The sequence below is a fragment of the Chitinivibrionia bacterium genome (assembly GCA_009779925.1).
Taxonomy (GTDB): domain Bacteria; phylum Fibrobacterota; class Chitinivibrionia; order Chitinivibrionales; family Chitinivibrionaceae; genus WRFX01.
The window spans coordinates 13,820-39,835 of record WRAZ01000006.1 but is presented as its reverse complement, the minus strand read 5'-3'; the positions used below and the strand labels follow the sequence as shown (position 1 = coordinate 39,835).

Genomic DNA, 26,016 nt, shown 5'->3' with positions numbered 1-26,016 from the left:
ATAAAAACACCGCTCAACAAAAATGCCAATGTTATTTTTCACACTATATTAACAATATAATATACTATAAAAAATGCAAAATTGCACAAAAAAACCTTATTAAGTCTTTATTAGTCCCAAAAACAATAAAAATTATACCATTGAAGCGGAGTTTTTCTTGCCTGCTCCCCTATCTGCCCCACAAAATCACGCATAGCACGGTCAATAAACTCCCTGCGTTTTTTTCGGTCTGTGTTTGGAATTTCTATAATGTCGCCCGCGCGAAATGTATAATTTTCTATTTTTTGCCTTGTCATAAAAACGGGAATTATCGGCGTTTGCGTCAAGCAGGCAATTTCAAATATCCCGCGCGGAAACTTTGCTTTTTCGCCCAAAAATTCTATTTCGCCGACGTTTTCGTCAATAAATCTGTCGCCCAACGCCGCGACTATCTCGCCGTTTTGAAGAGCGGCGTTTATTTTCAGCGCGGTTTCTATATGGTTTTCGTCGAGCGTTATTATTTTCACTTTGCGGTTTTTGTCGAAACCGTCGTAAACTTTCTTCATTTTTTCGCCGTCCCGCTCTACCATCAAGATATTTATCGGCGCGTTCAGCCGTTCGCCCAAGATTTCGGAGGCAATCCAAAAATTTCCTATGTGCGACGAGAGCAAAATTACGCCTTTGCCGTTTTTAAGCGAGTTTGATATTCGGTCTTCGTTCTGAGTCTGATATTTTATTTTATCGTTTTTTCCAATCAGCAAGCCCGCTCTGTGAATAATAGTTAAAGAAAACGAGAAAAAATGCGCGTAATAATCGAAAAAGCTTGTTTTTAAGCCCAAGCGCTTGCGAAATTGCCTAATCGCCTTTTTTGCTTTTGCGTTTATTATCGTATAGACAAAACAAACGGGAACAAGTAGTACGTACGCGGGCGCGAAACCGAAGATTTTAATCAGCGCAATAAATATGTTTATCCCGAAACCCCAACCTTCGGTTTTCCCGCTCCATTTTTCGTCCGACATTTTTTACAGCTCAATAGCCTCGTTAATCAGCATAATCGGAATATCGCTTTTTATCGGATAGAGGTATTTTTTGTCCTCGCGAATAAGTCCGTCTTCTATTCTTTCGCTAACAAGTAAGCCGCCGCGATTTTTAAGCTGCTTTGCGCCGATTTTTTTGTTCAAATCGCGAATTATGTCTTTGTCCGCAAATTCAACTTTCTGCTTTGTTTCGGGGCAACATAATATTTTAACTAAATCCTGGTTCATTTCTACCTTCCTTTTTTTATCTAAAAAATCTATCGTAAAGCGCTTCTACCGCTTTTTTCTCGTCAGCGGTGCTTACGCCGAACACAATGCTCAACTCGCTGCTTCCCTGATTAACCACCTTAATATTTACGCCTGATTTCGCAAGAGCCGTTGCCGCGTCGCCCAAAACTCCGATTTTGTTTCGCAAGCCCTCGCCCACAAGCGCGACCAAACTTAAATTTTCTTCTTTTTTAAGGCTGTCGGGTCTCAACTCGCCTTCTATCTTAGCCGTAATACGGTTTATATCGTCCTCGTCAAACTGATTTTGGTTTAAAACTACGGAAATATTATCCACTCCCGACGGGCATTGTTCGTATGAATATCCCAAATCTTCAAAAACTTGCAAAAGTTTGCGCCCAAAACCTTTTTCGCGGTTCATCATAAATTTTTGCAGGTTAAAGGAACAAAATCCGCTTGCCGAAGCAATTCCGACTACGGCGTTTTCTTCATTCGGGTCGCGGTCGGATACTATGCGCGTACCCCCGTTTTCCAGATTATTGGTATTTCTGAGACGAATAGGGATTTTCTTTTTCATAACGGGTTTTACCGCTTCTTCGTGAAAAACGCTGAAGCCCATATACGAAAGTTCCCGCATTTCACGGTAAGTAAGCTCCTCTATTTGCTTGGGATTACTTATGGTTTTGGGATTTGTGCACAAAATCCCGTTTACGTCCGTAAAGTTTTCGTATTCGGAAGCGTTAACGGCGGCGGCGACAAGAGCGCCCGTCAAATCCGAGCCGCCTCTGCTGAAAGTAACAATATCTCCGTCGGCGCTCACTCCGAAAAATCCGGGAAAAATTACGACATATCCGTCGTCTATATGGTCGCGCAGTTTAATCAGGTTAGCGTTTCCTTCGGCTTTAATCAGCGCGTCGCCGAAGTTTGCCGTTACAATTAATTCTATATCCATCGGCGAAACAAATTTTGCGTTAATTCCGACGGTTTTGGCGTAAATCGCAAAGAGTTCCGCATTCAAATCCTCGCCCGAAGCGACAATCGCGTCTCTGTATTTTCCCGAATTGTTTTTGCTCGCCGCAATTCTCTCGTCCAAGCGCGCTAAAACGGCGTCAATGGTTTCGCGCGTAAGTTTAAGCGGCTCGTAAATGTCGTAAAAACGCTGTTTAACGGCGGCGACGTCTTCGGCGATGTTTTCGTCCGCCAAGCTTTTTTTAGTTATCGTAATAAGATAGTCGGTAATTTTTGTCTCAACGCCCTCGGCTTTTCCCGGAGCGGACAAAATAACCGCTTTTCTTTCGGGGTTAAGCTTAAGAATGTTTACAATTTGCTCCATTTTTCGGCTCGTGGCAACCGAGCTTCCGCCAAATTTACAAGCAATAACAGGCATCATTTTCTCCATAAATAACAGTTGTCGATATAACAAACCCTCGAAAATACTATTTATTACGTACATATTACGCAAGAAAATCAAATTTTCGCATTTTTCAGGTAATTTTCAAAAAAAATTACTTTTTTTTAATTTTCCCCTTGACAAGGGGTGTGGTAATTTAGTATTTTGTTTACCGTAATTTTGATATAAAACTGAAAAAGGACAAATTAAAGATGAAACAAAAAGTTGTATTTACGGAATCGACGAACAGAGCGCTGAAAAAAGCGGGCAATAATCTTGCCGTTCTAAGTTTCGCATTCGACTCTCACGTTGGATTCGATGTCCTTAATTGCAAAACTCAATTTGATTATACTCAGCTTGGTGGTTTCACAGGAGTTCATTCCTTCTTTTAGATGAATAATTGTTTCTTTGCCCCCCTAAAATAATATTACCGTCAGAATAGAACTTAAGTAAGCCCATTGCTTAATTTCGATAGGTTTCGGCGGTATGGGCTTTCAAGAACAGCACTGAAATTTTGTTAGATTTTTATTTCAGTGTCTTATGAAAGCCCGAGGCAAAGCAGTGCCGCAACCTCTCTGCTTTGCCTCTTTCTGTATTTTATAATCATAAGTTTCAAATTTATACAAAAAAAACGATAATATCAATATCAAACGATAATATCAATATGAATTTTACACTTTTTATTTTTTTCTGTAGTCTAAAACTTGATTTTCCTGTAATCCAATTCGTAATCCAGCATCTGAGCGACCTCTTCTATGGACAAATTACTTGTTTCCATAACAAGCCCTGCTATCGGTTTTATTAAATTCACAACCTCGTTTACACGCGCGAAAAACACTTCTTGCGGATTTTGTGCGCCTTCCAGATATGAAGGAAGTCCTTTTCGGATTGTTCTTGTCCAAAGAGTTTCGGGAGTGTTATGAAGCAGGATTATATAGGAATTTTTTTGCAACATTTCTTTTGCGGTGTCATTCATAAAAGTACTTCCGCCTGTCGAAAGCAAAACATTTTCAAAATTCTCCATATATTTTATGGCGCGCATCTCTAATTCGCGAAATTTTTCTTCGCCGTGCCGCCTATATATCTCCCTGAAAGAAAGATGCGTACGCTCTTCTGCTTCAAATATTTTCTCTATTTGCTCGTCAAGATCGTAAAACGGAATTTTGCGCAACGACGCAAGCCTGAACCCAATATTACTTTTGCCCGACGATTTTGGTCCCGTTACAATTATTCTCATAATGACATTCTCCACGGATTGCTGTTTGTTTTTTACCGATTTTTTCATTGATTTTATCGGTTTTCATACATAAATATATATTTTCGGCAGACATTTTGCAAATAAAAACGCACTTTTTGTATTTTTTCTTGCATTCTGTCTGTATTTTTTACTATTTTAGTGCGGATTAATGGAGGAAATATTGATGAAACATATTATTTTTTGTTTATTGGCGGCAACATTGTTAATTACATCTTGCCGAGAAGAAACTGTTTCAAATGAGCCTGCAATTATGCAAATAGGCTAAGCGGCTCTGACCGAAAGGGATTTGATAACGGCACTCGGGGAAGATGCAACTCCCGAAGAAAAACTAAACTTCATCAGAGAGTGGTCTAACACGGAACTGACGTATCAGGCAGCACTTGATTTGGGACTTCACAGAGATGAAAACACAAGGCGCATAATTCACGATATGCAACGCAACCTCCTTTCCGTATTATATATACAACAAGCAATCGGCACTGCGAAACCCGTCGAACTTACAATCAGCGATATTCATCAGGAATTCAGAGATAACGCACAATTATACATACGCCAAGAGCCTGTCATTCGAGCCGCAAGAATTGCTCTTCCCAACCTCAGAATGGCGTGGCAAGTAAGAGAAGGACTCAGCGTAGAAAATTTCCGTGCGCGAAGCAATGCCCATTCTTTGGAAGAAACGCCACAGTTTGAAGATATAGTATTTATGCCGCAGTCGGCATTCACGCCCGTTACTTGGAATACGGTTTTCACCACCAGGGTCAACGGATTAACCGCCCCGATAGGAGAAGACGACAGATATTACATCTACTTGATTTTGGCTCGGGAAAACGCAGGAACCCCCGCACTTTTGGAAGAAGTTATAGATTTGATTAAACGCAATCTGCTGACAAGAAAGCAAAACGAAGTTGTCGGAGATATTTTCTCAAGATTGCGCAACCGCACCGATTACACATTCGACAGAGAATTTATGGCAAATTTAGGAAAACATCAAACAGTAAATATCGAAGCGCAACAGCCGCAAGAGCAAGCGGAGGATTAAATAAATGAAAAAAACGATACTTGCGATTTTGTTTCTTGCAACATTGATTTTCGCCTCCGAATTTACGCGCGACCGAGTAATTGCCGTTGTCGGTGATTCCGCGATTTTGTATTCGGAAGTAAGCGTATATACAGATATGAAATTGCAACAAACAGGCGGCGATGCACTAATGAGAAACGTGATTTTCGAGCAAGCGCTTGAAGAACTTATAAACAGCCGAATTTTGGTAGCCCACGCCAATGCCGACACAAATATACACATATCGGATTTTGACGTTTGGGAGCAGGTCGATAACAGGGTAAACCAAATCCTTGCACAACACAGATTGACTATGGACCAATTAGTTATGGTATTGCGCCAACAGGACAATATGAGCTTTGAAGAATTCCGAGAACAAATTTCAATACAAACCCGTCAAGAAATGATACGACAGCAGGTAATGCACCATTATATAGTCGATAGAGATTTGTCTCGCGAAGAAGTCAGAAACTTTTACAATAACTTCAAAGACTCTCTTCCCCAACTCGGCGAAAGTGTGCGCTTGCAAAAAATAGAAATGCAGGTCGGAATTGACTCCGCCGCTCGCCAAAGAGCATTTGACACCATTGTTTATATCCGCCGTCAGATTGTGGAAAGAGGCGAAAGATTTGAGGATATGGCAAGAAGACACTCTCGCGAACCGGGCGCCGAAACAACAGGCGGAGATTTGGGCTTTGTCGCAAGAGGAACACTTGCGTTGGTCAGATTGGAAGCCGCGGCATTTGCGCTTGAGCCGGGCGAAGTAAGCGCGCCAATCGAAACGCGGTTGGGTTGGCATTTGTTGAGGGTAACCGAAAGAAGCGGACAAGGTGTTCGGGTTTTCCACATATTTATTCCTGTAAATCCTAACGAAAAAAACATAGCCCAAGCAATGCAAAGTTTGGATTCAACTGCAAATTCAAAGCCTACGGAAGAACAATTTACGGCGGCGGTTGAAAAATTCAGCACAGACAATATCACAAGATCGTTCGGCGGAGATTTAGGTTGGCAGACAGTCCGAACTCTTGACGCACCCGTCCGAAACAGTTTGCCGAATTTGAATGTCGGAACAGTAGGGCAGGCATTTCGCAGAGAAAACAGCGTTTTTCTCTTCAGAGTAAGCGACTACAACCAAAATCGCACTATGGATTTTGAAAACGACTTCGACGATATTGCCAGATTTGCCTCGCAGATGAACTCTCAAGAAAGATTATTGGAATTAATAACTCGTTGGCGCAACGACGTATTTATTCAGATTTACCGTTAATCCAAATGAACGACGACAAATCTTGCGCACAATACGGAGCGCTCGCACAAATTTACGACAAAGTAATGTCTTTTTTGTCATATAATTCGTGGTTTGATTTAATTTTGAAAATTTGCAGTCAAAACGGTCTAAAAAAAGATGCAAAAATTTTAGAACTCGGCGCAGGAACAGGAACTTTAGGAAAAAAACTCAGCGAGAGCGAGTTTTCTTATCAAGGATGCGACCTATCTTTCGAAATGGCGCAAATCGCAAAAAACAAAGGGCTTGATTTTGTCTGTGCCGACTGCCGAAATTTACCGTTTAACACTAAATTCGACCTCTTACTTTTCCTTTTTGACGGAATAAATTACATTTTTGAGGCGGAAGGTTTTACCCAAACCTTTGAAGAAGCTCACAGAGTTTTAGCAGACGGCGGACTTTTTTTGTTCGACATTACCACGCAAACCAACTCAAAAACTTATTTCACAAACTATCGCGAGGCGCTTTCAGGCGAAGACTTCACTTATATTCGCGAAAGTTATTACGACGAAAAAAACTGTATTCAGCACAACGATTTTGATATTTATCTTCGCCAAGAAGACGGAAATTACGGAAGATTTAAAGAAAAACATCGCCAAAAGGTGCGCAAAGTAGAAGAAATAGCCGCATTTATTCCGAAAAACTTATTTGACACGGTTGGTATCTGGGGAGACTTCGAACAAACTCTATACAATAAAAAAAGCGAACGAGTGCATTTTTTACTTCGTAAAAAGTGATTTAAGGCGCAATTTCCAAAGCAAAGCAAGCGCCTCGCTGACGATTTTTGACGACATTTTTGATACGCCGAGTTCTCTGTCCTTAAAAATAATGGGAATTTCTTTTATTTTCAGCCCTTTTTTCTGCACGTAATAGTTCATTTCCACTTGAAAAGAATAGCCCGAAGAAGCAACGCCGTCTAAGTTTATCGCGCGTAAAGTATCTACGCGGAAACATTTGAAACCGCCCGTGCAGTCCATAATTTTTATTCCTGCGATAAAACGCGCCGCCATATTTCCGAAATAACTCAAAAGCAGACGTTTGAGGGGCCAATTCACCACATTCACTTTTCCGTCGATATAACGCGAGCCGATAACCAAATCCGCAGTTTGCGCCGCTTCTATAAAGTTTGGCAAATAGTCGGGATTGTGCGAAAAGTCGGCGTCCATTTCGAATATCAGGTCGTATTTTTTATCATCTTCAAGCGCCCACTTGAAACCTGCGATATATGCTTTTCCCAAGCCGTCTTTTTTGCAACGGTCGAGAACGAAAATCCCGTCAATATTCTTTGACATATCCTTTGCTATCTGCGAAGTTCCGTCGGGTGAATTGTCGTCAACAATCAAAATATGCGCTTTAGGCAAACGTTTTTTGATTTGCGGAATAATAAGCGGAATATTGTCTCTTTCATTGTAAGTCGGAATAATTATAAGAACTTTTGGCTCAGTTGCCATAAATTTTCTCCCTTAATTCGTCCAGTTCCGTACGAATCTTTTTTATTTCTTTTAGCGTTTCGGGTAAATTTTCTTCAATTTTGTCTATACGACGACGTTTCATAAGGTCTATTGCGGGCGAGCCTGTTATTTTTGACTGTGCGGGATAGCTCTGCTGAATTCCCGCCTGTCCGCCGACAAAACTATCGTCGCCTATTTCTATATGTCCGCCGAAGCCTGCTTGTCCTGCAATCATAACGCGGTTTCCGATTTTGGTGGAGCCTGCAAATCCGACCTGCGCCGCAATTCCGCAACTCTCCCCTATTTCGCAGTTGTGGGCAATCATAATCAAATTATCAACTCTTGCGCCTTTATGGATAATTGTGTCCGCGAAATTTCCTCGGTCTATGGTAGTGTTAGCTCCGATTTCTGCGTCGTCTTCAATTAAAACAGAGCCGAAGCAGGGGATTCTCAAAAATCTTTTGCCGTCAAAGGCGTTGGCAAAGCCCTCGCTTCCGATAACCGCGCCGCTTGCAATAATTACGCGAGAGCCGATTTTTGAGCCGTAGCGAATTATTGCGCCGGATTGAATATGGCAATCGTCGCCGATAATCGTGTTTTTTTCTATGACCACGCGAGCGTCGATTTTCGTTCTTTTGCCGATTTTCACGTTTTCACCGATAACCGTTCCCGCAGCGACAGATACGTCTTCGCTTATCATTGCGGATTTGTCGATTATCGCATCGCAGGAGATTGCTATACATTGCCCGTCAAAAATAGGTTTGTCGTCTTCAAAAAGCTGTGCTGTTATAGCATACGCCCAATATGGGTCTCGAACGATTATTGCAGGTTTTTCACCCAAATCCCAACCTTCTTTTACAAAAACCGCCGCCGCCTTTGAGGATTTGGCGTCTTCAATATAATTGGGCTTAACAATAAACGAAACTTGGCTTTCATTAGCAAGTACAACAGAAGAAATGCCCGAAATTTCGAGCATTTCGTTGATTTTGCCGCAAAGAATGCCGCCTGTCGCGTCTATAATTTGTCTTAATGTCAAAATTATCTTCCTGCGTTAAGCGCTCTTACCACTTGGTCGGTTAAGTCGTAAACAGGTTTTGCAAAAACAATTCCCGCTCTCGCATCAAATATGAAGTCGTAGTTTTCGTCTCTTGCGATTTGGTTAATTATTGTGTTTATTCTTTCTATAATAGGGCGCAAAAGTTCGTTATTTCGCTGAGCCGCCAAGCCTTGCTGTCCGAAATGCTCCTGCAAAAATCTTTGATACGCCATTACGGAATCCTGAATTTCTCTGCGAAGTTCGGTTCTGCGGTCTTCGCTGAGAAGAAGAGCCTGCCTGTTGAGGTTTTCTTCCATTCTGAGGATGTTTTCCTGCATTCTTGTTGCTTCTTGCTCCCATCTTTGATATTCGCGGCGAAGTTCTTCTTCCGCGCGTCTTGTTCCGCTGTATTGGCTCAAAACTTCGTCCGAATTAACAAAACCAATTCTGAGTTGCGCTGAAGCACCGATTGCCAAAAACATAATGATTGCAATTACAAAAGCCATTTTTTTCATAAACGAGTTCTCCTCCGTTTTTTCATTTTTTAAATTTAACGGCACTAATATACTATTTTGGCGACACCAAAATGGGTGAGAATATAACATTTTTTACAAAAAATCGGCATTCACTTGATTTTTTTGTGCTAACCACGCCGCAATATAGTATATTTATCGTGAATAAATAATAAAAAATGGAGATAATATGAAAGCTATTCTGATTTTTTTGATGTTCTTGTTGTGTTTGCCTGTGGCGGCTACAAGTGCGGATAATGCAACGGACAGAAGCGATTTCGGAGTTTTCATTCACGAAAACCCTGCAAACGAAAGAGCTGTTTTCGATATTTTAACCCCTGAACCGACAGACATCAGAGTTTTGATTTACGACAATCAAGGCAATGTCCTTTTCTCTAAAAACGGCTCAACCAAAAGAGTCGGCAATGCAAATCTGCTCCAAATGAAATGGGACTTAAACGGAAGAAACACCAACCGCAGAGTTGCCGCAGGAACATACATAGTCCAAGCAACGGCAAGAAGCACAACTACCGGTCAAATATATCAGTATTTTGCGCAGTTGGGTGTAAGAAGGTAAAAAACATATATAATATGGGCGACCGAGGGTCGCCCTACATCAAAAAATCAACACAAACGTTCCCGCCACTATAAGAATTGCGCCGATTATTTTCTTTACGCTTACTGTTTCTCCCAAAATCACAAACGCTAAAATCATTGTTATGACTATGCTTAATTTGTCTATAGGCACAACTTTTGACACATCACCTATTTGCAATGCCCTGTAGAAAAACAGCCACGAAATTCCTGTTGCAAGCCCTGAAAGTATAAGGAACACCCAGCTTTTTTGAGTTATTGCCGCAACTTCGGCGTGTTTTCCTGTAGCAAAAACTATAATCCAAGCCATTGCTAAAACCACAACTGTTCTGATAGCCACCGCGAGATTTGAATTTACCCCTTCAATGCCGACTTTTGCAAAGATTGCAACAAGCGCGGCAAAAAAGGCAGCAAGTAAAGCATAAACTACCCACATAACTTAATCCACAAATCTCTTTACAGCGCCCTCGTCTGCGCTTACCGCAAAATGAGCGTACATTTTAAGCGAGTCGGACACAAAACGCTCGCGCTTTGGCTTGAACGCGTCTTTTCCTTTGACGCGCTCTTCACATCTGCGTTTATCCAACTCGTCCTGCGACGCTTTCAAATTTATGCTTCTGTTCGGAATTGATATTTCTATAATATCGCCGTCGCGCACAAGTCCTATTGCGCCGCCGCTTGCCGCTTCGGGAGAAATGTGCCCGATGGAAAGCCCGCTTGTTCCGCCCGAAAATCTACCGTCCGTAATAAGCGCGCATTCTTTTCCAAGCCCAATTGATTTTATATACGAGGTCGGATATAGCATTTCCTGCATTCCGGGACCGCCTTTTGGTCCCTCGTAGCGAATTACCACAACGTCGCCCGCAACGATTTTTCCGCTCAAAATTCCCTCGCAAGCCGCCTCTTGGCTATCGAAAACCACTGCTTTGCCCGCGAAATTAAATATGCTTTCGTCAACGCCGGCGGTTTTTACAACGCAGCCGCGCTCGGCAATATTTCCGAACAACACGCACAAACCGCCGTCTTTTGAGTAGGCGCTCGGAACACTGCGAATACAGCCGTTGTCGCGGTCGTCGTCGAGTTCATCGTAGTAGGTTTCCTGCGCGCCCATTTCTATGCAATATTTGTTTGCGGGAGCGGATTTGAAGAATTTTTTCGTAATATCGTCGCAATTCGGCGATTTAATGTCGTATTTATCTATCGCTTCGGCAAGAGTTAAGCAATCGGCTCTCTTTACGCTTGTGTCTAAAAGCCCGCCGCGCGCCAATTCCGCCATAAGCCCAATTACTCCGCCCGCTCTGTGAACGTCTTCGATGTGATATTTTTCGCTGTTCGGCGCTACTTTTGAAATGCACGGAATTTTGCGAGAAAGCACGTCAATATCCGACATTTTGTAGTCCACGCCCGCTTGTTGCGCTATGGCGAGCAAGTGCAGAATTGTGTTTGTGGAGCCGCCCATTGCAATATCAAGCGCCACCGCGTTATTAAATGCCGCTTTACTCGCAATGCTTCTCGGCAAAACGTTTTCGTCGCCGTCGCCGTAGTATTTATTTGCATTTTCGACAATTTGTTTTGCCGCTCTTTTGAAAAGTTCCACGCGGTTTTTATGCGTCGCCAAAAGCGTTCCGTTTCCGGGAAGCCCCAAACCGATTGCTTCCGTAAGACAGTTCATTGAGTTTGCGGTAAACATTCCCGAACAACTTCCGCAAGTCGGACAAGCCGCCGCTTCAACTCCGGCAAGTTCTTCATCGCTGACGTTTCTGTCGCCCGCCATAACCATTGCGTCAATTAAATCGTATTTTCGACCGTTGCCTTTTCCCGCTTCCATTGGTCCGCCGCTTACAAAAATCGTCGGAATATTGAGGCGCATTGCCGCCATAAGCATACCGGGAGCGATTTTGTCGCAGTTCGGAATGCAAATAAGCGCGTCCGCCCTGTGTGCGTTTACCATATATTCTACTGTATCGGCAATTATTTCGCGGCTCGGAAGCGAATACAGCATTCCGCCGTGTCCCATAGCAATACCGTCGCAAATCGCCATAGTGTCAAATTCGGCGGCAAAACAGCCCATTTCTTCTATTTCTTTTTTGACCGTCTGCCCGATTTCGTGTAAATGTACGTGTCCCGGAACAAACTGCGTGAATGAATTTGCTATTGCTATTACAGGTTTTCCGATATGTTTCTTTTTAAGCCCGTTTGCGTGATAAAGCGCTCGCGCTCCCGACATAAGCCGCCCCTGCAAAACAGTATCGCTTCTCAATGGAATTTTCATTTTTTCTCCTTATGGTTCGTTGAATTTCCAAGGAACAAAATACTAAATGCCACAAAATAAAAAATGAAAAAATGAAAATTCACTCCACTTAGCCGCAAACAAATATTATATTACGGACAAAACAAGGTAGTGTTTTCCCGCTATCTTTGTTTAATTTTAATCTTTTTTACGTAGGAGGTTTCGATGGGAAAATTAGCTAAACTACTCGGTATTTTCGTGTGTGTGTGTGTATTGACGCTTGTTGGTTGCTCAAGCAGCGGCGGCGGTGGAGGTGGCGGCGGCGAGTCAATCGTTGGTACTTGGCGAGCGGATTTTGGTGGTGGGTCGTATGACATTGTTATCTTTAATGCGAACAACACCGGAAATTTTCGGGAGTTTGAAAATGGTGAGGTCGTTTGGGAGATGGCTTTTTCTTGGACGCAATCAGGCACAACAGTGACTGTCTCTGCTATGGGGGACAGCAATAGCTTTACTTATGAGGGCGGAAATACTGTCGTTGTTTGGGGTGATACCTTCACAAGACAGTAATTTGTAAATTTAGTAAATATAGGTACACAAACGCAAATTTGTGTGCCTTTTTTTATTTTCTGTATGTATTTTTTATTATTTTCTTTCACAATGCTTAAAAAAATAGTATTTTCACCTCAAAACAGAAAGGAAAATCGGGCAAACTTATGAAATTCAATCAAATAGGCGTTATTGTTTTTAAGAAAAACGCAGACGCTCAAAAACTCATTGAGCGATTGCTTGTTTGGTGCGAAAGCAAGAGAATTTCGCCTGTTTTTCACCCCGAAACGCCTTTTGAATTGGCGCAAATCGCAAAAAACATCGACGAATTTCTCGAAAAATCGCAGATTGTCGCGTCGGTCGGCGGAGACGGCACTTTTATATCGGCGGCGCATAATGTTCGATTTTGCGAAAAGCCGCTTATCGGCATAAACTTGGGAACGGTCGGCTTTTTGTCGGATATTGAAACAGACAACTTGGAGCAAAAACTGCAAAATATTTTGGACGGAAATTACAGAACCGTGCGAAGAATGGTTTTAGAGGTAAAACATTTCAGAGGCGGCAAAATTTTAGGAACATACAATGCCGTAAACGACATATATTTTAACAGATTGAGCATTCCGAAACTTTCATCATTTTCACTAAGCTGCGACGGAGATTTCATTACGGATTACGTCGCCGACGGAATAATTATCGCCTCGCCCAGCGGCTCGACCGCCTATTCGCTTTCGGCGGGCGGACCTATAGTTTTGCCCGATATGAACGCAATAATAATTACGCCGATTTGCCCGCATTCAATAAGCGAAAGACCGATAATTTTGCCGTCGCACAAGCCGCTTAAAATAAAAATCAACAAGAAAAACCCCGAAACCCTGCTTTCAGTTGACGGCTTTGAAAGCGTTAACCTTATGCCCGAAGACGAAATTGTAGTTTCGTGTCTCGATGAAAGCAAAAATCTTGTTCAATTTTCGCAAGAAAGTTATTTCGATTTGCTGAGAAGAAAATTAGGCTGGGGGAATTCTATAAGGAAGATTGAGGAGTGAGGAGTGGATATAAATCTGTTAGAAGAATTCGGCAAATATCAAAAACTTGGCGAGCCAGATAAAAAAGAAAAAGCCGAGATATGGCAAACCGCCATAGGACTTCAGCGAACAGACAACTTAACGCCATCAAAATATCTTATTGAAACGGCTAAAGAAAACATTGACGGCAAGCTCACTATTCACGAAGTTAAAGAGCGAATAAACACATATTACGAAACAAATCCGAACACTCAACCCCAAAAACGAACGGAAGAAGCCGACAAAACATCCGTTCGTATCGCCGAGGTGCTTGGTGAAAAAACGTTTAAGTTCAGCGTTGCCGAATATATTGCTATTCACAAACGTTTGTTTGACGGAATATTGGTAAACGGCGAAGAAATCGCCGGTAAATTTCGCACGGTAAATATAACAAAAAAGCAGGAAATTCTAAACAACGACACGGTTTTATACAGTAGCGCGCATAGTTTGAAAGAAACGCTGGAATACGATTTTGAGCAGGAAAAAAATTTTAATTACAACGGTCTTAATGCCGGCGGCGTTATTGAGCGCATAATGAAATTCACATCGGGAATTTGGCAAATACACCCGTTTCGCGAAGGAAATACGAGAATAACAGCGGTATTTATCGTTAAATACCTCAGAACATTTGGCTTTAACATCAACAACGACTTATTTGCCGAGCATTCCGAGTATTTTCGCAACGCTTTGGTTAGGGCAAATTACAAAAACGTGGAAATAGGCGTTTATCAAAGTTTTGAATATTTGCGTAAATTTTTCGGAAATTTACTTCTTGGCGAAAACAATGTTTTGAATAGTTGCGATATGCAGTTGCCGTTGGCAATTACCAATAAACCACCAGAAAACCACCAGAAAACCACCAGAAAACCACCGGAAAACCACCGGAAAATTATCGACATTTTAACAAACGAGCCCAATATTAGCCGTAGAAATTTGTCTGAACGCTTGGGATTGACTGAAAATCAGACACGAAATATTCTTGATAAATTACGGAATGCGGGAAAAATCAGGCGTATTGGACCGGATAAAGGCGGGCGTTGGGAAATTATAGAGGTATGAAAATAATACCGTTTCTGCGCTAATTTTGTATAAACACTGAATTTTGTCTTTTGTTGTCAAACAATGTTGGCGATTATGTATTTGCGTTTGCGCAAATAGTATTTTTCCATAACAAAAACAGAAAAAATGCAAATTAAGGAAAATGGTATCTATGCTCAACTACCTTAAAATAAACAACCTCGCGCTGATAAAAAACATCGAACTCGAACTCGAAAACGGGTTTTGTGTTTTTACGGGCGAAACGGGCGCGGGAAAATCTATATTGATGGGAGCGATAAGTTTGCTTCTGGGCAGTCGCGCCTCTGCCGAGACTATAAGAAACGGCGAAGCTAACGCAGAAGTTGTCGGTTCGTTTAATTTTGACAAAATTCCCGAAAGCCTGCAGCTTATTCTTGACGAAAATGCTATTTCGGCGGGCGATAAATCTCTTGTGATTAAAAGAATAATTGCGAGCGAATCGTCCAAAAACAAGATTTTGATAAACGGAGAAATCTGCTCGCTTTCAACGCTGAAAGCAATCGGCGAAACTATAATTGACCTGCACGGACAGCACGACCACCAAATGCTTTTGAACGAAGATGCGCCGTATCAGATTATAGATAAAATTAAGGAAATCGCCGCCGAAAAACAGAAGTTTAATGTCTCGTGGGAAAATTATTGCACTGCCGAAAAAAATCTTAACGCGCACATAAAAAAATGCGAAGAATTACAGAAAAAAGAAGATTTTTTGCGCTTTGAATTTGACGCCATAAAAACACTCGAGTTAAAATCGGGCGAAGAAGAGGAGATGGAGCGAGAATTCGCGTTTTTGTCGTCTGTTTCGCAACGTATTCAAACAGCGGCGGGAATTAGCGACATATTAAACGGCAACGAAAACTCTTCGGGAATGATGACAGATACCTCTAATTTGCTTAAATTACTGCAAAATATAGCGGAGACGGACAAATCTTTTGAAAATTGGTCGCAGGAATTAAAGCCGTTTTTGCAAATCCTTAAAGAATTGGAGAAAACCGTAGGTAAATACGAAAGTTCGGCAGAAGATGCTGACCCTGCAAAACTGGACGAATTAAACGAACGAATTGCCAAAATCCAAAAACTAAAAAAGAAATATGCCTGCTCATTTGAAGAACTTTTGCAGAAAAAAGACGACCTGCAACACCAATTGGAAGCAATAGAAAACGGCGATTTTGAAAAAGGCGAATTGGAGAAAAAACTTGCGGCGACAAAAAAAGATTTAGAAACAACCGCTTCAATTCTGAGCGATTTACGAAAGAAAACCTGCAAAAACTTTGACGTTGCAATCACCAACGAAATGGCAAAACTCGGCTTTAACGGCGGGGCATTTTTAACGCAATTCACAAAAAAAGAGAAAATCGACCAAAACGGCGCTGATGAAATAATTTTCACAGTCCGAACAAATTCGGGCGAGCAGTTTTTACCGCTTGCAAAGACGGCTTCGGGCGGTGAAATATCGCGGATAATGCTCGCCGTTAAAACAACTCTCGCCGAAAGCGACACTGTTCCGATAATGATTTTCGACGAAATTGATACGGGGGTTGGCGGCGAAATTGCCTCGGATATTGCAAAAGCAATCAAAAAATTGGCGAAAGACCACCAAATTTTGGTAATTTCTCACCTTCATCAAATTGCCTCGCAGGCGGATTTTCAGTATGCCGTGTACAAAACACACACGGACGGACGAACTGAAACCAAAATCGTAAAATTGAGTAAAGAACAGAGAATTACCGAAATAGCTCGAATGCTCGGCGGTGAAAACGAAACAACAATAAGACACGCAAAAGAACTGTTGAAATGAAATTTATTGTAAGGGCAGGTTTTAAACCTGCCCTTACTTTTTGAGCATTTTAGTTTTTTCTTGACATTTTCCGTATGGCGTTATATTATATTAGTATGCGCAAAACCTCGAATAAGGAGAATTTTTTTATGAACAATAAGGGATTTACATTAGTTGAACTTATGGTAGTTATTACAATTATCGGAATTTTGGCGGCGACGGCTGTTCCAAGAATGACAGTTGCTGTTCACAGAGCAAGAGCGGCGGAAGGGCAACAAATTTTAATGACGATTGCAAATAAGCAACACATATTCAGAGCGGAACACGATTGGTTTATAACGCTCCCAAACAATAACGCGAACATCATAGTTCTACTCGGATTTGACACTCCACCGACTTCAAATTTTTATGATTTCACAGTAGCAACAACAATGGCAGAAGAAGGCGCACAGCAACCGCCTAACAATTTCGCTATAGGAGATCTTGTTTTCGGCGACCAATTTGTCGCAAGAGCTACGTTGCGTCCCGGTGGTATCGGACCTGTACAAGCAGGCAGTATTGCTATTGACCATTTTGACCGCCGCACTACAGACCCTATTAACCCGCCTAATGATATGAACTTTCTTCTTCCGCAATGGAGAGGTGTTGCAGAATAGCCGAATAGCTTTTAATCATCCTGCACGTTTAGAACAAGCCGCTCGTAAAGCACGTTATCGAGGTCTATCATTAAAAGCGAGGCGATGAAAGCCATTACTTCCGAGAGCGTCATTACTACCGAAAGCGGATTTTTGGCGGGAACAATGCGGGTTTGACTGAAAGTTCTTGAATACACGGCATTTCCCGTTCTGAAATCAGTCATAACAAACGAAATCCTTAAATGAGCAAACCACTGATCGCCGCTGTTAAACTCTTCTATTGCCAAAATTGTTCCCGAAAGTTCAAAGTCGGGCGAACGTTCGTCTAAGCGGCGGGTTATTGCGTCAACAAGTCGAACGTCTTCCAAGTGTCTGAAAATCAGGTCGGTTATCATATCGGCGGGGCGGACTGCCCACAAATGGTCGGGATAAAAATCCAAACGGAAAGGGTTTTCGCGAAAAACAATGTTTGGGCGAGCGTATGCTTTTTCTATATCGAACGGACGCAAGCGGATTGTTATAGGATAAGGTGCAGGCGTTCGTCTGTCTTCAAATCTGTCGGGCGTGTAGTTCAGAATGTAAAAATTTCTGTGAAGCGGTCTGCCGCAACCGATTATAACAATAAGCAAAAAAAGCGCCGAAAGTATCGAAATAATTATAGTTTTTTTCTTCATTTTATCCTCCTTGGACGTTGCGTGTTGCCTCGCAAAATAATCGACGGATTTTCGACAAGCATAGCCGAGAGCTCGTTCAGGTTTTCCATTGTTATTCGCAAATCGCTGAGTGTTGCGCCGAAATCTTCGCGGCTTTGAGCAAAAGTTAAGCCGAAATTTTGCGACAATCCGTAAATGATAACCATAGTAGAGTCGAGATTTGCCAAAATGTCGAACAAACTTCCGTCATCCGAAAAACGATTAAGTATCAATTCCGCTGTTTGCGCCATATTGTTTACCCTTATTGTGATGGTATCGAGGCGCAAAATAAAATCGTTGCTGGCGGAATTTAGGTTTGACGTAAATTCGTTTATATTACTGAAAGTCTGAAACAAATCGTTCAGGCTGTCTCTGTTAACTACAGAATTTAAGTTTGACAAAAGTATTTCTATGTTCTCGAGAACGTTTTCCGCCTGCTCGGCAATTGACCCGAAAAACGAAGTGCGAGACGGCACAAGAGAGTGCGGAGGCAAAAGCTTTGCTTCGTTTGTGCCGCCTGTAATTTCTATGTGTCTTAGCCCTGTTATTCCTCCCATTCCCAACTCTATGACCATATCGTCTTTCATAGGAAAATCTTCTTCGACCTCAAAATCCACACGAACTACGCTTAAATTGCGAGGGTCATAACTTATGCGAATTACTTTTCCGATTGGTATGCCGCGAAAACGAACATCCATTCCTCTGGTAAGTCCCGAAAGCGACTCGCTCGTAAATTCGGTGTGGAATTGTACGGTCTGATGCGTAAGCCGAACGCCGATACCGACGACCAACAGAGCGACGATTACGGCAGACGATGCAATAACGAATACGCCGAGGCGAAATTTTTGTGCGGCTGTAATACTCAAACTTTTCTCCTTAATTTATACAATAAAATACATTATTGCTTTTGCCAAATAGTATTTTATCGGCAAAAAAACGAAATTAAACGGAAAAATTTCATTATGATCAGAGCAGTTTTATACAATTCGGCGATAGATGTACATTACAAAATTCCGAAATTCGGAGAACAAACGGATTTTATCGGACTTAACAGCGTCTCTTTTCCTGCGGGAAAGGCAATAAATTTTGCAAAAGCGGCAAAAATTCTCGGTGAAGAAGTAGAGGTATCGGGACTTGTCGGAAGCGGTGATATAACAAGATTTCGTAATTTTTTAGACGACTACAAAATAGCACACGACTTGTTTGAGGTATCGGGAGATACAAGAATAAACACTACAATTTACGAAGAAAAAAGCGGAATTTCGTATCATCTTAACAGCAAAAACAAACCGATTTTAGATGAAGAAATATCGATTTTTAACAAAAAATTGATGGAAAAAATTAATGTCGGCGATTTTTTGGCGTTTTCGGGAAGCGTTCCCGAAGGCTACGACGAAGAAATTTACAGAAAACTCATAGAGGAATGTAAAATAAAAAATGCTAAAGTTGCGCTTGACACAAGAGGAAATCCGCTAAAATACGGGCTTTCGGCGTTGCCTTTTTTAATATCGCCCAACGAAACCGAATTTCAATTTTTGTTCGGCGATGAAGTTAAGGGCTTGCACAATATAATACTTAAAGGAAAACGGCTGATAGAAAGCGGAATTGAAAACGTTTTTATTACTTTGGGCAAAGACGGCGTTGTGGCGCTTAACAAAAACGAGTGTTTCAGATGCCTGCCGCCCGAAATCGAAGAGCCGATAAATTCGGTTGGTTGCGGAGACGCGTTTTTGGCAGGAGCGGTCGTAGGATTTGTACGAGGATTTGATTTCAGTGAAGTTTGCAGAATGGCAACCGCAAGCGGCGCGCTGAATACCTTAACCCACGAGCCGTGTAAAATCAACCGAGACAAGGTTGGAGAAGTTATGGAAAAAGTAAAAATCGAAAGGATTTGATATGAGCGAAAAAGCAGAAAATTGGAACGCGAAGAGTTTTTTAGAAGAAATTACTAAAGAAATTATTCAAAAAGCAGGCGATAAAAAAGTTTTTCTACTTGTTTCGGGCGGAGTGGACTCTACCGTCCTTTTTGCGCTTCTGAACAAAGTTTTAGGACAAGACAGAGTGCTTGGTTTACACGTGGACAGCGGACTTATGCGACAGGGCGAATCGGCGGACATTATAGAATATATGAAGAAAAACGGCTTTGAAAACCTGCATATTTATAACGCGGAAAGCGACTTTTTAGGCAAACTTGCGGGCGTTTTTGCCCCCGAAAAAAAGCGCGAAATCATAGGAAACGAGTTTTTTGAGGTAAAAAGCAAAGCGCAGGCAAAATTATCGCTCAATGCAGACGAATGGCTCGTTGCGCAAGGCACAATTTACCCCGACGTCGTAGAAACAGGCAATAAAAACGAAAACAAAATAAAAACACACCACAACCGTGTGGATATGGTAGTGGAACTCATAGAAAAAGGGCTTGTAATTGAGCCGCTTGTATCGCTTTATAAAAACCAAGTGCGCGAACTCGGCGAACATTTGGGCATTCCGCGCGCGCTTGTATGGAGACACCCGTTCCCCGGTCCGGGACTTGGCGTTAGATGTCTTTGCTCAAACGGAAAAGCAGACGGAGAAATTTCACAAAAAGAAGCAACTGAACTTGAAAAAATCGCCGGAGAAAACGGATTTTCGGCAATTTCTCTGCCAATTCGTTCGGTAGGAATTAAAGACGGCGCTCGTACTTATGCGTACCCTGCTGTGGTTTTCGGAAAATACAGTTATGAAAACTTAGAAAAAGTTGCAAATTCGTTTACATCTCAAATAAATTCGATAAACCGTGTTGTTTTTTCGCTTTATTCCGAGTGCGACGACAAAAAATATTCAGTTAAAGAGGGATATTGCACTAAAGACCGCTTGGATAAACTTCGCGCGGTCGATAAAATTGTTAACAACGCAATAATTTCTTCGGGCGAATACGAAAAAATCTGGCAAATGCCTGTGGTTTTGTTGCCTGTCGTAAATTCCAAAGGAAATGAGACGATAGTTTTGCGCCCGATAATTTCAAAAGATGCTATGACGGCAAAGTTTTTTGATTTGTCGGAGCAGGCAATAAATGAAATAATAAAAAAATCAAGAGAAATTGCAGGGGTAGGCGATATACTGCTGGATATTACTCACAAACCACCGGGGACAATAGAATGGGAATAACAGAAAGGAAAAAAAATATGCGAAAATACGGAACTGCGGCGTTTTTACTTTTGATTGCAGTAGCGATTTCTTCTGCGCTTGACGGCTGTGCCGCCACAGGAAAAGCAAGCACTCAAATTGTTAAAAGTTCGTTTCCGCGCCACGAAACGCTTTATGTCGGAGGATTTCAATGGGACACACCGGGAGATTTTAACCCGCTGTCTATGCGCCCTTCATTTCCTGTTTCGGGTAATATTAACCTTGTTTATGAAACTCTTTTCAGTTTTAATGCGCTGACCAACTCTCTTAGCCCGATTTTGGGAACACGCTACGAGTTTTCAGGGGCTGTTCTGACTGTAGAATTAAACGAAAACGCTCGTTGGAACGACGGAGTGCCGCTCACTGTCGAAGACGTAATTTATACATTTTATCTCCACAAACGATACCCGACCAATTTAAGTTCGCACTGGCGATTTATTGACACCGTTTATACAAGACAGAATTCAATCCGATTCAGAATGAACCGAAACTTCTACAATCCGCTTGTTATGCGGGATATTATCACTTCTACTCAAATTTTGCCGAAACACGTGTTTGAATGGGTTGAAGCGGCGGCGATTATGGACGTAGAAACAAGCGATGCGGAAGTAATTCTTGCCCGCATTCGTCAGAATATGATGAGCAGAAACGTTGTGTCTTCGGGACCGTATAAAATTCATTCTTATGCAGAAAACTTAATAGCCTTGGAAAGAGACGACAATTATTGGGGCAACGAGACTTTGCATAACGGAAGACTTCCCGCGCCGCGATTTATAGTACACCCGACTTACGCCTCAAACGACGACTTTTCCAGAGCATTCGAAGCAGGCTACCTCGATGTGTCGCAGACGTTTTTCGCGCAAAATCGCGCTAATCAAGTAAAGCAAGACATCGACGCCGAAAACGGAATAGGTGCGCTTTATGTTCCGGGAGCGATAACTGCACTTGTAGTGAATTTCGGAGAAGCGTCGGAGCAATTCAGTCCAAACCCTGTTTTACGTTCCGCTGAATTCAGACGAGCTCTCGCTTGGGCAATAAATTACGAAAAAATACGGACTCTCGCACTCGGCGGCAATATTCCCGCAATTTCATCAGGTTTTATTATAAACGAAGGCAATGAAAGTTTATTCTTTAGTGAAGAAGACGTCGAACTTTACAGGATAAATCACAATCTTGATACGGCAAGACAAATTTTAGACGCCGCAGGGTTTACGTTAAGCGAAAACGGCAATTTGTTTGCGCCCGACGGTAAAATCATAGAAAGCATTTCCATAACTTTGCCGCGCGGTTGGACGGATTGGGAGCAGGCGGCTTTAATTATCGTGGAAAATCTGAGAGAAATAGGCGTTCTGGTACAAGTAAATTTAGTAAGAGAACGAGAATATTGGCATAATTTGAGTATGGGATTTTTCGACCTGATTATTTACACGCCTCGTCCCGAACAGAGCGCATCGCTTCCGTGGTCTCGCTTTGACGCAACGCTCAATTCGCAGGACTTGGCGCCGCTGGGTGTTGCTGTGTGGTCAAATCACGGACGTTTTATGAACGAAAGAATTTCGTATTTACTCCGAACAATTCCGCCGATGCGCGACACCTTACAAATGAAAAATGCGTATCGGGAACTAAACAGGCTTTTTATGGCGGAGTTGCCCGTAATACCTATAATGTATCGCCCAAAGCAATTCAAACAGTTTTCGACAGAATATTGGGGAATATCTGAAACAGACGAAACTTCGCGTAGCGCGGCGCTGAATTTAATCACGGCGGGCAATATAAAAGGGCTTTGGGAGATAGCGCCCAAACTCAGATGATTTTTTCAGGTTTTAGGTAAAATAAAAAAAAACGTGCAAACAGCATTGATTTGAATTATATTTAACAGATAATATGAAAGTATGTAAAAACACTCAACATAGGGAGGTTTTTTGAGTAAATGGGGTAAAAAGATTTCTGTCGGAGTAGGAACCTTGCTTTTATTTAGCATTCCGCTTCTTGCTTCGGTAGATATATTGTTGGCGGCGCACGAAACAGACAGCGCCAGAATAGAGGCGCTCGAACGTCGCCTGCCGTATATGGAAGCCAAAGTCGCTTCCACGTTGAGAGATGGGGCATCTTCGCCCGTTTCGTTTTCGGGAATGTTGCAATTACGTCCGCAGTTTCACAGTTTTTCGGGATTGGCGGATTCTTCGTGGCTTAATCTTGCACAACAAGGTTTTGTGTTTAACACCGACCAACCGCTTATCAGGCTCGGAATGGTGGTCTCCCCCGGCAGAAATTCTACTGCTTGGGCAACGATGGGCTTCAGAGCGTCATTTCCCGGTGTAAATTCATATCAGTTTTTAAATCCGAGAGACCCAAATAACCACGCAAACGACATAAGGGGCAATTGGTTTTATGACTTTCAACACCACAGCAGTGGCTCTTCGGGGCGCGGAGTTACGGTTTATGAAGATATGAACGCAGGATTTGCCATTCGTACAACACCCGCAAGTTTTATGCTTCGTATGGGAAGTATGAATTGGCTCGAAGCATCGCCGCTTTCTATTTGGGGCGGAACAAGAAGAGCGTTTGCGTGGGAATATCTTCCTTACGAAATTGAAGGACCAATTGCACAGCGTTTCAGCAATAACATTGCAAGCTTGGAGCAGGTCGGACGAGGCGTTTGGAACAGAAGACCTTTCCAAGGTATTGACCTTTCTGTTATCGACTTACCTTGGGGACTTCGCGGATTTTTCCTTTATGGCGTAGGAAGCCCGTTCGACAGAATGCACCGCTACCATATAGATATGGCTGTTGACAGAGGATATGCGGGTGATAACGCAGGAGCAGTCGGCTCAATTATTGAAGCGGGTATCGGCGACCAATATCGTCAATTTCTTTTTTATCGCTTAAGTAAACGTATGCAAGACCAAGATATTACTTTCGGAATAAACAACGGATTTATGATTTCGAGAACCGACGTTGTAGGTGCGGGATATTGGTTCGGCGCTTCGTTTAATCAAAAGTTCGACATAGGACGTTTACGTTCGGATTGGGAAAATACGGCTACTGGAGAAACCGTCAGAATAGAACATCAAACCGACCTTGAAAGAGTTCGCGATTGGAACGCGGCAGACAGAAATATTTTATCGCTCGGTGAAGGTTTTATTGTTGAGCCGAATATTTTGAGCGCAGACGTAAGAGGAAGTATCGGCAGTAATTTCAGATTTATGCTTGACGTCGGCGCTTCTTGGGTCGATACACATTTCATAAGAATTGACCCCGACTCGTATGGCACCTTAGCGCGAAGAAACGACCCGGCATTTAACATATTCGCAGACCCTGCCGTCGGAGGTGATGGACGTTCGGGAACGCAATACAATCCGGGAAGAATTTTAGACACAAGAACATCAACAAGTGCGCCTCAACTTGCCGTTTACGGAACAGGAACATATAATTTCCCCGCAATTCAGACAAGTTTGGAATTGTTTTTTGCGCAAGACAACTTTTATTCGCCGTTCTCTTTTGTAAACAGCACTGACGCATTTTGGGCTTTCGGTTCAAATATGCTCGGCTCGGGCGCATTTCTTAACACAGAAGCGTCTCCTTACTCAAAAAATATGCGTTCTATGAAACTTACACTTGTTCCCGAAACACCTGATTGGCACGGATTTTTGAAGTTCGGATACCAGATAAATTCGCAGAATACCGCATCTCGCGACCTTTTGGCGCTCCCCTACCGTCTTAACGGCAGAACGCTTCAGCAAGCGCTTTCTCCTTGGTACAGCAAATGGGGCTTGGGAACGCTTACGGAAGGACACGAGTTCAGAAACAACCAAGGCGGCTTCAGTACCAACGAGGGTATGGCAAGAATAGGTACATTTGCAAAACACAGAGTAAACCGTATGGGCGACCAAAGTTTCACACAACCCAACGCTCCGCATATAGGCGGTTTACGTGGCGACTTTGACGGAATAGTAGAAACATTTGTTCCGTTCGATAATCCTCACGATGTAATATTTAACTACTTTGCAGGAAGCACGGACATCAGCAACTTCCGCGATTTGAGAAGTATTTGGAACAGCGGCGGCGACATTTGGGGCGACCTTATGCGTGTCAGAGGAAGGCGCTTTGAGGGAGCGAGCGGAAACATCGGCGGACCCAATACTGCAAACACAGGTCGATTTGAAAATATGATAGTGAGAGGAATAAATGCCGCAAACAGCGGAGATGGCGTCAGAATAGTTAACGGAAGAGACACTTCGTTTGTTCGTTTTGCAGTAGATGACCTTGGAAATTTGTTAGTTGACCCAATCGGAGAAGGTACCAGCGGAATTCTCAGAACTTTCAATGCAGACGGCAGTTTCCGAAGTGATACGGAAGTTTCCGTTGTAAGCGAAACAGGGTTTGTTCCCGTATCTCAAAAGAGAAGTTTTGATTTCAGCGTAGATTTTGCTCGCAACATTGCAAGATACGTCGGATACCAAAACGACCTGTATATTTCGCTTTATTACCAAATAAACGGCATAACACGTAATTTTCAGCCGATGGCATTTATGTCCGACGAAAGCAACGACGTTTTGCTTCTTTCGCACTACTTCAGAACCGAGCCTACAATCGGTCTTACCAACAGATTTTTCATAACCACAATGTTCGGATTTGAAGCGTGGAGAAGCGGAAAAACTTGGATAGGCGAGTATGCATATATGGGCGGAGCTTTAAACGGACAACCGAATAACGGCGGACTTATAAACGTTGCAAACGACGCTTGGATAGAAGCCGCCGACAATTTTACAGGCGCTACCCATTACACGCTAACAGGAGTTAAACGCAGTAATCTTGCGACCAACGACATTGCTTGGGGTGTAGGTTTTAATTGGGATATTGTTCGCAGAGTATCTTTACACGGAAGATATTCTTGGTTAAGACATATTGATAAAAATATTTCGTATGTTGATGCAAACGGTAATACACAGCGTCCAAACGATTTCACGGGTAATGTTGTTTCACTTGAATTAAAAGCGTTTTTCTAA

The 26,016-nt window shown here is 42.4% G+C and carries 24 protein-coding genes and 1 pseudogene; 14 read left to right on the top strand and 11 right to left on the bottom strand.

Annotated features, from left to right (window positions below; all coding sequences use genetic code 11):
- Window positions 1–110: 110 nt before the first annotated feature.
- From FWE23_03555 to FWE23_03545, 3 genes are read right to left on the bottom strand one after another with little or no spacing between them, the layout of a single operon-like run.
- Window positions 111–998, bottom strand: coding sequence for a hypothetical protein (locus tag FWE23_03555; protein ID MCL2844513.1), 888 nt, complete (start codon window positions 996–998; stop codon window positions 111–113).
- Between the two features lie 3 nt (window positions 999–1,001).
- Window positions 1,002–1,244 (bottom strand): hypothetical protein, encoded by a 243-nt coding sequence (locus FWE23_03550; GenBank protein ID MCL2844512.1) that lies wholly within the window; start codon window positions 1,242–1,244, stop codon window positions 1,002–1,004.
- A 16-nt stretch (window positions 1,245–1,260) separates the two neighbouring features.
- Window positions 1,261–2,631: an aspartate kinase gene (locus FWE23_03545; protein ID MCL2844511.1), complete on the bottom strand. Its 1,371-nt coding sequence runs from the start codon at window positions 2,629–2,631 to the stop codon at window positions 1,261–1,263.
- A gap of 212 nt (window positions 2,632–2,843) precedes the next feature.
- On the opposite strand from FWE23_03545, the gene FWE23_03540 reads away from it, so the two are divergent.
- Window positions 2,844–3,023 (top strand): hypothetical protein, encoded by a 180-nt coding sequence (locus FWE23_03540; protein ID MCL2844510.1) that lies wholly within the window; start codon window positions 2,844–2,846, stop codon window positions 3,021–3,023.
- 305 nt (window positions 3,024–3,328) lie between these two features.
- On the opposite strand, the gene FWE23_03535 is transcribed toward FWE23_03540, so the two are convergent.
- Window positions 3,329–3,868, bottom strand: a complete 540-nt coding sequence (locus tag FWE23_03535; GenBank protein MCL2844509.1) for a hypothetical protein — start codon at window positions 3,866–3,868, stop codon at window positions 3,329–3,331.
- A gap of 307 nt (window positions 3,869–4,175) precedes the next feature.
- On the opposite strand from FWE23_03535, the gene FWE23_03530 reads away from it, so the two are divergent.
- Genes FWE23_03530 through FWE23_03520 form a run of 3 tightly spaced genes read left to right on the top strand, consistent with a single transcriptional unit; the run spans window position 4,176 to window position 6,968 of the window.
- The gene (locus FWE23_03530; protein ID MCL2844508.1) at window positions 4,176–4,928 is read left to right on the top strand and encodes a hypothetical protein; all 753 of its coding nucleotides are present in this window, start codon (window positions 4,176–4,178) and stop codon (window positions 4,926–4,928) included.
- A 4-nt stretch (window positions 4,929–4,932) separates the two neighbouring features.
- Entirely contained in the window at window positions 4,933–6,213 is a 1,281-nt protein-coding gene (locus FWE23_03525; protein MCL2844507.1) for a peptidylprolyl isomerase, read from the top strand.
- Window positions 6,214–6,218: 5 nt separating this feature from the next.
- Complete coding sequence (locus tag FWE23_03520) at window positions 6,219–6,968, top strand: class I SAM-dependent methyltransferase (GenBank protein ID MCL2844506.1); 750 nt, start codon at window positions 6,219–6,221, stop codon at window positions 6,966–6,968.
- Here FWE23_03520 and FWE23_03515 read toward each other — a convergent pair.
- The 3 genes from FWE23_03515 to FWE23_03505 are packed head-to-tail and all read right to left on the bottom strand — an operon-like array spanning window position 6,951 to window position 9,233.
- Window positions 6,951–7,682: a polyprenol monophosphomannose synthase gene (locus FWE23_03515; GenBank protein MCL2844505.1), complete on the bottom strand. Its 732-nt coding sequence runs from the start codon at window positions 7,680–7,682 to the stop codon at window positions 6,951–6,953. The two genes, FWE23_03520 and FWE23_03515, sit on opposite strands and share 18 nt — an antisense overlap.
- Window positions 7,672–8,718, bottom strand: coding sequence for a UDP-3-O-(3-hydroxymyristoyl)glucosamine N-acyltransferase (lpxD, locus tag FWE23_03510; GenBank protein MCL2844504.1), 1,047 nt, complete (start codon window positions 8,716–8,718; stop codon window positions 7,672–7,674). The genes FWE23_03515 and lpxD overlap by 11 nt, the downstream gene beginning before the upstream one ends.
- 2 nt (window positions 8,719–8,720) lie before the next feature.
- Window positions 8,721–9,233, bottom strand: a complete 513-nt coding sequence (locus tag FWE23_03505) for an OmpH family outer membrane protein (protein MCL2844503.1) — start codon at window positions 9,231–9,233, stop codon at window positions 8,721–8,723.
- A gap of 187 nt (window positions 9,234–9,420) precedes the next feature.
- On the opposite strand from FWE23_03505, the gene FWE23_03500 reads away from it, so the two are divergent.
- Window positions 9,421–9,807 (top strand): T9SS type A sorting domain-containing protein, encoded by a 387-nt coding sequence (locus FWE23_03500; protein ID MCL2844502.1) that lies wholly within the window; start codon window positions 9,421–9,423, stop codon window positions 9,805–9,807.
- 39 nt (window positions 9,808–9,846) lie between these two features.
- Here FWE23_03500 and FWE23_03495 read toward each other — a convergent pair whose 3' ends face one another.
- Together FWE23_03495 and ilvD are read right to left on the bottom strand one after the other, a co-directional pair.
- A complete protein-coding gene (locus tag FWE23_03495; GenBank protein MCL2844501.1) occupies window positions 9,847–10,260 on the bottom strand; it encodes an EamA family transporter in 414 nt (137 codons plus the stop codon).
- A 3-nt stretch (window positions 10,261–10,263) separates the two neighbouring features.
- Window positions 10,264–12,096, bottom strand: coding sequence for a dihydroxy-acid dehydratase (gene ilvD / locus FWE23_03490; protein ID MCL2844500.1), 1,833 nt, complete (start codon window positions 12,094–12,096; stop codon window positions 10,264–10,266).
- A gap of 222 nt (window positions 12,097–12,318) precedes the next feature.
- Between ilvD and FWE23_03485 the strand changes: the two genes are divergently transcribed.
- The 5 genes and pseudogenes from FWE23_03485 to FWE23_03465 all read left to right on the top strand — a co-directional run bounded on the left by FWE23_03485 (window position 12,319) and on the right by FWE23_03465 (window position 16,748).
- The gene (locus tag FWE23_03485) at window positions 12,319–12,624 is read left to right on the top strand and encodes a hypothetical protein (GenBank protein MCL2844499.1); all 306 of its coding nucleotides are present in this window, start codon (window positions 12,319–12,321) and stop codon (window positions 12,622–12,624) included.
- Between the two features lie 146 nt (window positions 12,625–12,770).
- Window positions 12,771–13,646 carry an NAD(+)/NADH kinase gene (locus tag FWE23_03480; GenBank protein MCL2844498.1) on the top strand — a complete coding sequence of 292 codons (876 nt, stop codon included), beginning with the start codon at window positions 12,771–12,773 and terminating at the stop codon, window positions 13,644–13,646.
- Window positions 13,647–13,649: 3 nt separating this feature from the next.
- Complete coding sequence (locus FWE23_03475; protein ID MCL2844497.1) at window positions 13,650–14,723, top strand: Fic family protein; 1,074 nt, start codon at window positions 13,650–13,652, stop codon at window positions 14,721–14,723.
- Between the two features lie 151 nt (window positions 14,724–14,874).
- Complete coding sequence (gene recN, locus FWE23_03470) at window positions 14,875–16,539, top strand: DNA repair protein RecN (GenBank protein ID MCL2844496.1); 1,665 nt, start codon at window positions 14,875–14,877, stop codon at window positions 16,537–16,539.
- A 128-nt stretch (window positions 16,540–16,667) separates the two neighbouring features.
- A pseudogene (locus FWE23_03465) lies at window positions 16,668–16,748 on the top strand (prepilin-type N-terminal cleavage/methylation domain-containing protein).
- Window positions 16,749–17,185: 437 nt separating this feature from the next.
- On the opposite strand, the gene FWE23_03460 reads toward FWE23_03465, so the two are convergent.
- Both FWE23_03460 and FWE23_03455 read right to left on the bottom strand, forming a co-directional pair.
- Entirely contained in the window at window positions 17,186–17,827 is a 642-nt protein-coding gene (locus FWE23_03460; protein MCL2844495.1) for a PqiC family protein, read from the bottom strand.
- Complete coding sequence (locus FWE23_03455) at window positions 17,824–18,711, bottom strand: MlaD family protein (protein MCL2844494.1); 888 nt, start codon at window positions 18,709–18,711, stop codon at window positions 17,824–17,826. Before FWE23_03455 ends, FWE23_03460 begins: the two co-directional genes overlap by 4 nt.
- 96 nt (window positions 18,712–18,807) lie before the next feature.
- Here FWE23_03455 and FWE23_03450 point away from each other — a divergent pair, with 96 nt between their 5' ends.
- The 4 genes from FWE23_03450 (at window position 18,808) to FWE23_03435 (ending at window position 26,016) form a co-directional block, all read left to right on the top strand.
- Window positions 18,808–19,740 (top strand): hexose kinase, encoded by a 933-nt coding sequence (locus FWE23_03450; GenBank protein MCL2844493.1) that lies wholly within the window; start codon window positions 18,808–18,810, stop codon window positions 19,738–19,740.
- Window position 19,741: 1 nt separating this feature from the next.
- On the top strand, window positions 19,742–20,989 hold the full coding sequence (locus FWE23_03445; protein MCL2844492.1) for a hypothetical protein: 1,248 nt from the start codon (window positions 19,742–19,744) through the stop codon (window positions 20,987–20,989).
- Complete coding sequence (locus tag FWE23_03440; GenBank protein ID MCL2844491.1) at window positions 20,980–22,818, top strand: ABC transporter substrate-binding protein; 1,839 nt, start codon at window positions 20,980–20,982, stop codon at window positions 22,816–22,818. Before FWE23_03445 ends, FWE23_03440 begins: the two co-directional genes overlap by 10 nt.
- 111 nt (window positions 22,819–22,929) lie before the next feature.
- Window positions 22,930–26,016: a hypothetical protein gene (locus FWE23_03435; protein MCL2844490.1), complete on the top strand. Its 3,087-nt coding sequence runs from the start codon at window positions 22,930–22,932 to the stop codon at window positions 26,014–26,016.